The sequence below is a fragment of the Dyella sp. genome (assembly GCF_035508675.1).
Lineage (GTDB): Bacteria > Pseudomonadota > Gammaproteobacteria > Xanthomonadales > Rhodanobacteraceae > Dyella_B.
The window spans coordinates 1-6,706 of the sequence record NZ_DATJMN010000208.1 but is presented as its reverse complement, the minus strand read 5'-3'; the positions used below and the strand labels follow the sequence as shown (position 1 = coordinate 6,706).

5 protein-coding genes are annotated in these 6,706 nt (G+C 60.6%); 1 reads left to right on the top strand and 4 read right to left on the bottom strand.

The annotated features are described in order from the left end of the window. The coding region (locus VMA74_RS10920) for a TonB-dependent receptor plug domain-containing protein (RefSeq protein WP_325366836.1) at positions 1-1,251 on the bottom strand (1,251 nt) is incomplete at its 3' end. Positions 1,252-2,084: 833 nt separating this feature from the next. Continuing rightward, complete coding sequence (locus tag VMA74_RS10915; protein ID WP_325366834.1) at positions 2,085-2,456, bottom strand: hypothetical protein; 372 nt, start codon at positions 2,454-2,456, stop codon at positions 2,085-2,087. A 171-nt stretch (positions 2,457-2,627) separates the two neighbouring features. Between VMA74_RS10915 and VMA74_RS10910 the strand changes: the two genes are divergently transcribed. After that, positions 2,628-5,675, top strand: a complete 3,048-nt coding sequence (locus tag VMA74_RS10910) for a sensor histidine kinase (protein ID WP_325366832.1) — start codon at positions 2,628-2,630, stop codon at positions 5,673-5,675. Between the two features lie 13 nt (positions 5,676-5,688). Here the strand turns inward: VMA74_RS10910 and VMA74_RS10905 are convergent, their stop codons facing one another. Continuing rightward, positions 5,689-6,321, bottom strand: coding sequence for a response regulator transcription factor (locus tag VMA74_RS10905; protein WP_325366830.1), 633 nt, complete (start codon positions 6,319-6,321; stop codon positions 5,689-5,691). Positions 6,322-6,471: 150 nt separating this feature from the next. Next, positions 6,472-6,706 (bottom strand): hypothetical protein (locus VMA74_RS10900; protein ID WP_325366828.1); only part of this gene is annotated, 235 nt, incomplete at its 5' end.

The window sequence follows — 6,706 nt, the reverse complement described above, 5'->3', positions numbered from 1 at the left end:
GAACGTCAGTCCCCCGGGCGCGAGCAGGTTGCCTTGCTGGTCCGCATAGCTGCCGGTGGGCAGGCCCCATTCGGGAATCTCCACCGTGTTGGTGATCTGCGTCTGGTCGCGCTCGAAGCGGAAGTAGTTGCCCGTCAGCAGGAAGTTCTTGGTGGGCTTGAACTGCACGGTCACCTGCGCGCCCTTAGTCTTCAAATCCAGTTGCGACTTGGTGGTGCTGAACTGCTGCGGCATCCAGTAGCCCGAATAGCTGTTGCCGGCCTGGTCGGTCACGCCGCCGCCGGGCCACAGGTTGATATTGGGCTCGACCGAACTGCCGAATTGCTGCCCATGCACGTTCACCGGCGGCGAGGTGCAACTTGCCAGCGAGGTGCAGTTGTTATCCCACCAGTGCCAGCTCGAGGCCTGGGCGTACTCGTCGGTATCCTGGCGCTCCTGGTAGGTGCCTGCGACCAATACGCCGAAGGTCTCGTCCTTGTTGCGCCATGACCACAAGGCCGAAGCCTGCGGTTTGAGCTTGGCGTTGTTGTCCGCGCCTGTGCCATTCACCGAGATGAAGCCGTCATTGGCGGACATTTCCAGCGGACGGCGCGTGTGCAGATCCACCACGCCGCCGATGCCGCCTTCGTCCAGGCGCGCCTCCTGACTTTTGTAGAGCTTGATGTCCGAAAACATGTTCGCCGGCAGTAGCGTGTAATTGAACGAACGCGACAGCGAATCGGAGGTGTCGGCCGAGGCCACGGAATTGCCGTTCAATTCCGTCAAGGTAAGTTCGGGCGCCAGGCCACGAATGCTGACCGTTTTTCCTTCGCCGGCGCTGCGCGTGATGACTACGCCGGGAACGTGTGCAAGGGCGTCGGCAATGTTCTTGGCGGGAAATTGAGCGATGTTCTGCGCGTTGATGACCTCCACAACGGCATTGGAATCGCGCTTCTCCTGCATGTTCTCGTCGATCGACTGGCGGAAGCTCGAGACGACGACCGTCTGCAGGGTTGTGGGGTTGTTGGTATCCCCGGTTTTTTCCTTGGTTTTCTTGTCCTTGTCGGTCTTCTTCGCCTTGGCATCGTCGGACGCGGATGCGGGCTGTGCTGATGTCGGCGGCGATGTCGCTGTTGCGGATGCAAGAGCCGGCGATGTCTGTGCAGCAAACGCCATGGCCGGCATTCCCAGGCCGCCGGCCAGTGACAAACTCGCCAAGGCGAGCGCGGCGTACAACGGCTTGCGGGTAAACACGTGTGGCAGGTAACTCATTCCTTAATTCCCCTTTCTGGTGTGCGCGCTTTTGGCGTCGGCGCGGTCATCCCCCGTTTGGATCACGTGTTGCTGATAGGTGATTTCTGCTGTGGTTGCGTGGTTGCTTCCTCCTCCGGTTGAACTGGATCGATCTAAATGTTTGGCCGGCCAACGGCCTGCTCGACGCGTCAGCAGTGGATGCTCAAGGTTCTGGATAAGGCGCTGCGAGCACCTGGGTCTGGTGTTGCCAAAGCGGCGAGTGGCCGCTTGCCCCAACGCAGTCGGGGCGGGGTGAGTGGAACCTGCGGCCCGTGGCAACAGCTGCCGCGAATGCGGGTGCGCACGCGCCTCTCATCATTGCAAAGCGGACAGCTTCAGGTTTCATGCGGCAGTTCCCACTCCGACCGGTCAGGCAGGAAGCAGCTCCCCGCGCGTCACCCAACGCGCGCGTTCATCGCCACTTTCCACCCTTGCCAAGCCACTCAGATCCTTCGCGGCTGCGATGTGATCTGAATAACCCTATTATTTGGATCGATCTAATTTTTGTGCGACAAATTAATACGCTGAAAACGTGAGATGTCACGCTGCGTCGCAAAAAGGCTGGTCTGGGGGAAGAGGAGCTGGATGGAAATCACATTCTCGTCACACGCATCACCAAGCGCGCACGACGCGCGGAGCCGACTCGCGTTGCCGCATTTCCGAAAGGGTATGCGGCCATGCTGAAGTTCATGCACAACCAGTAGAACCTGGCAGAACTGTAAGAGGGCAATGACGTGTCAGAAGGGAGTGGTGCTTACTCAAGCGCCGGCTTTGCTATTTGCTATTTGCTGCAATCGTCCCGCACTTGGCGATCACTTTTCGCTCGGCAAAGTCAACACCCGATAACCGTATAAACGCGCGTCCAAGGAATAAGCGCCAGGACCGAGCAGAACCAGGGCAACAGCGTTTAGTGCCAACGGCAAAACTTGGGCCGGGAGGGAAAGCGTCGGAGCGATGAGTTCAAGGCTTGCCAGGATGAGGCAAAGCCCGCAGGCAATCGGTGTGAGCATGCCAAGGACCAATGCCGGCGCGATGCCGATCACGCTCCAGAACATGATGTGCCCGGCGAGCGCAAACGATGCGGCGTGCAGGAAGGGCCATAATAACGTTGCTAGGCAGAGCCGCAGCAGCACAAGACCGATCCCAGGCGCTCCGGTGGGGAACATGGAATAGGTGCGTTGCATAGGCGGCCTGCGTCATGGTTTGGAAGTCATTAATCCGCTTTTGAAGATGGCATGCCCCCCTCCGATGAGGGATGCGTATCGGCTGGCGGTTGGTTTAGATGGAAGCTCGCCAGCGAGGGGGAGGGTAGTTTGACCAGTTGGATAGGCCGATATGTCGCCTGGCTTGCAGCCATGGGGCTGTTGTTGCCCTCAACATTGGTGTGGTCCGCATCATCCGACATGCCGGCGCCGCGCATTGCGCAGATGAATCACCGCTTCTGGGTGATCAAGGATGGCGCACCGGCCGATATCTGGGCGATGGTGCAAGGGGCCGATGGCTTCATCTGGCTAGGGACCGGGAGCGGACTGTTTCGATTTGACGGCATGCAGTTCGAACGTTACGCGCCCTCTGCGAACCTGGATTTATCAGCCATCGACATCACGGCGCTGATGCCGGCAGCCGATGGCAGCCTGTGGATCGGGTTTCTCACCGGCGAAGTCAGTCGTCTCGACAACGGGCACATCGTCACCTACTCCGCCCACGATGGCTTGTTCAATGGCATGGTGTACAACCTGAGCCAGACACAGGATGGTGCCATCTGGGTGGCGGCCACCACCGGCCTTGAGCGCTACATGCAAGGACATTGGGAAAAGATCGGCGACGATTGGGGGTATCCGTACGCGCGGGCGACATGGTCGCTGGTGGATCGTGAAGGAACGCTATGGGTCGCCACCGGCGATGAACTGATGTTTCTGCGCAAGGGTACGCATCGATTCGAACACACCGGCATTGCGGCGGGAGCCGCTGCCGTTCTGGCCTTGTCGCCGGATGGCAGCTTGTGGCTGTCCGATGGCCTTCATGGCACACGTGCGTTACCGGGACTTTCTGCTGGGCATGTCCCGCTCGCCTTGACGGCACCGCTGCCGTCGACAGACTTTGCGCGCGCCAAGCGCCTTTTGTTCGATCACCACGGCGCCCTGTGGGGCACCTTGTGGGCGGGGAAGGGGCGTGGCGGCGTCTTCCGCATCGCCGATCCCGCGCGTCTTGCCACCGGGCAGCCTTTGCAGCCCGACCAGGTCAACGACACCTACGACACCTCGAATGGTCTTACCTCAGTGGTTGCCGTGCCGCTGCTGGAAGATAAGGAGGGCAACGTCTGGGTAGGTACCAATTTTGGCTTGAACAGCTTTCACGCCGAGGACTTTCACGTCGTGTCCCCCGTCGCGGGCGAATCGGCGGCCAACGCGGTGTTGGCGGCAAGCGACGATGGTGCCGTCTGGATCGCGCAAGCTGGCTACGTGTATCACGTTCAGCATGGCATTCCTGCCCTGATGGCGAGCGGATTGCCGGTGATCAGCAATGCCTTTGCCGGCCAAAACGGCGTGTGGTTGGAATCCATCAGTGGATTCTACTGGGTGGATGGGAAAGGGGCGCCACTGCTGGTGCCACGCACCGGGAAGGACGATCCGTCGCCGGTAGATGCCATGGCCTTGGATCAAGCTGGCCATCTATGGATCAGTGTGAATCAAAAAGGTCTCTATGTTTGGTCTGGCCGCGGCTGGAAGGCCATTCCCATCGACAAGGCATGGTCGCAACCCACGGCGATGACGGTCGATGCGGATGGCAGCATGTGGTTCGGCTATCAAGACAACCGGGCGGCGCACTGGCGCAATGGCCAGTTGCGCACATTTACCGCACACGACGGGTTGGATGTCGGCGACGTGTTGACGATCGCCGTGCAGGGCTCATCGGTCCTGCTTGGCGGAGAACGCGGTCTGGCTCGCTTGCAAGGTGAGCATTTCCAATCCATTGCCGTGAACCGCAGCGCGTTTTTGAGCGGCATCTCGGGTATCGCCAGCACGCCGAAAGGTGATGTCTGGTTGAACACCAGCGTCGGCATCGTGCGCATCCATGGTCGCGAGCTGGCGCGTGCTTTCGACGCCGCCGGTTATGAACTCCCCTATAAGCTGTTTGATTGTGACGATGGCGTACCGGGCATCGCCGTGCAGCAGGAGCCCGAATCGAGCATCACCGCTGCCGAGGATGGCAAGTTGTGGTTCTTCACCAACCAGGGCGTCGGCTGGATCGACCCTACGCAAGTCCATGTCAACCACGTGGTGCCACGAGTGGCACCACGGTGGCTGATCGCAGACGGCAAGCGCTACCCGCCTGGCACTGCACTGGTGCTGCCGCCGCACACCAAGGCGGTGACGCTGGGTTACACCGCCGCCAGCTATCTTGCGCCCCAGCGTGTGACGTTTCGCTATCGCCTCATCGGCGTCGATGCCCATTGGCAGGACGCGGGCTATCAGCGCCAAGCCATCTATGCCAATCTCGCGCCCGGCCAATACCGCTTCGAGGTCACCGCGGCCAACGGGGATGGCTTGTGGAACCCCGAGGGCGCCAGCATTCCGTTTGAAATCCAGCCGGCGTTTTACCAGACCCGCTGGTTTTTGTTGCTATGTGCGCTGGCCTCAGTGCTGGTTGCGCTGACTTTGTTCCGCTTGAAGTTGCGCCAGGTGGAAGTGCGCCTGAAGGAGCGTCTGGAAGTGCGTCACGCCGAACGCGAGCGAATCGCGCGCGAACTGCACGACACTCTTTTACAAGGTATCCAGGGCCTGATCCTGCGCTTCCATGCCATTACCCAAAAAATGCGGCCGGATGATCCCGTGCGTGGATTGATCGACCAGGTGCTCGACCGGGCGGACGATGTACTCGTGGAAGGCCGCGACAAGGTGCGGGATCTGCGCCTCAGCGCAGGCACGAACAAGGATCTTGCTGGCAGCTTCATCGCGCTCGGCGAGGAGTTGTCGGAGAGCCATTCACTGAAGTTCCGCGTGATTGCCTCGGGCAAGGAACAGCCTATCGATCCGGTCATCCGCGAAGAGATTTACCTGATCGCGCGCGAGGCGATGCTCAATGCCTTCCACCACGCCCAGGCCCAGGCCGTGGAAGTCCAGCTCGACTTCGATCTCAAGCAATTGCGTGTGTGCGTACGCGACGACGGCATCGGCATCGATGAGCAAACGCTCAACGCTGGGCATCGGCCGGGTCACTGGGGTTTGGTGGGTATGCGCGAACGCTCCCAATGCATCGGGGGTCAGCTGCACATCTGGTCTGCACAGGGCAGTGGCACGGAGATCGTCTTGACCGTGCCAGGCTCGATCGCCTACGCGGCCAGGCACAAAACATCCGCGAACTGGATGAAACGGCTGCTTGGTGCTGGCCGGTCAGGCTGATACGCGCACGTCCTTAGGCGTCGATGATGCCGCGGCGCATCGCGATGACCACCGCTTCAGTACGATCCCTGGCGTTGATCTTGGCCAGGATGCTTTTCATGTGGGTCTTCACGGTTTCCACCGAAATACCCATGTGCACGGCGATGCGCTTGTTGGAGAAGCCACTGGCCACCTGGCTCAGCACCTGCAATTCGCGCATGCTCAGCACATCGTCTCCCACGTGTTCGGCGATGGCGCGCGCCACGTCGCTGGGAATGTGGCGATGGCCTTCGTGAACCTGGCGGATGGTCTGCAGCAGCTCCTTGCGCAGTGTGCTTTTGAGCAAGTAACCCGCCGCACCGGCTTTGAGCGCACGCGTGGCCTGCATGTCGCCGCGGTAAGTGGTCAGCACTACGATACGTGCCTGCGGGAATTCGCCGATGATGCTGCGAATGGCATCGAACCCGCCCATGCCCGCCATCTGAAGGTCCATCAGGGTGACATCCGGCCGATGCTTGCGAAAGCAGACAATGGCTTCCTCGCCGTTGACAGCCTCGGCAACCAAGGCCATGTCATCTTGTGCTTCCAGCACTGCCGCGACGCCTTCGCGAAACAGCGGGTGGTCGTCGACCACCATCACGCGGATAGACGGTGTTTCGCTACTCATTAGTTTGCTCCCCATCACTCGTTACGGCGTCCGTGTCGCGTGCGCTGCCGAGCCTTGCTAGTCAAGCACAAGCCTCCCGCGTGGGCAATCGTTGTGTGCGTCACTCTTCGGAGTGAGTTGGCTTTCCCTCATCAGGGCTTGGGCGTGGGGTCATGCGATGACACGCTTACATCCACGCATCGCGACACGTTTTCCTGGTGTCGACACGCTATCAACCACCGGCCCCAGACCCGAGATGACCGATGATGCTTTTTCGATGATCGATGAACGCCGCCGCGCGCAGCTCATCGGCGCGGCGACTGCCGCGGCCGTATTGGCTTTGCCGACGGCGGTGGCATACGCAACACATTCCACCACCGCTTTTCCCACCTCGGATCGCCAAGGG

Bases quoted from the DNA above. Each gene is read 5' to 3' on its own strand.
- VMA74_RS10915 (WP_325366834.1), bottom strand. From the start codon at position 2,456: ATGCAACGCACCTATTCCATGTTCCCCACCGGAGCGCCTGGGATCGGT.
- VMA74_RS10910 (WP_325366832.1), top strand. From the start codon at position 2,628: ATGGGGCTGTTGTTGCCCTCAACATTGGTGTGGTCCGCATCATCCGAC.
- VMA74_RS10905 (WP_325366830.1), bottom strand. From the start codon at position 6,321: ATGAGTAGCGAAACACCGTCTATCCGCGTGATGGTGGTCGACGACCAC.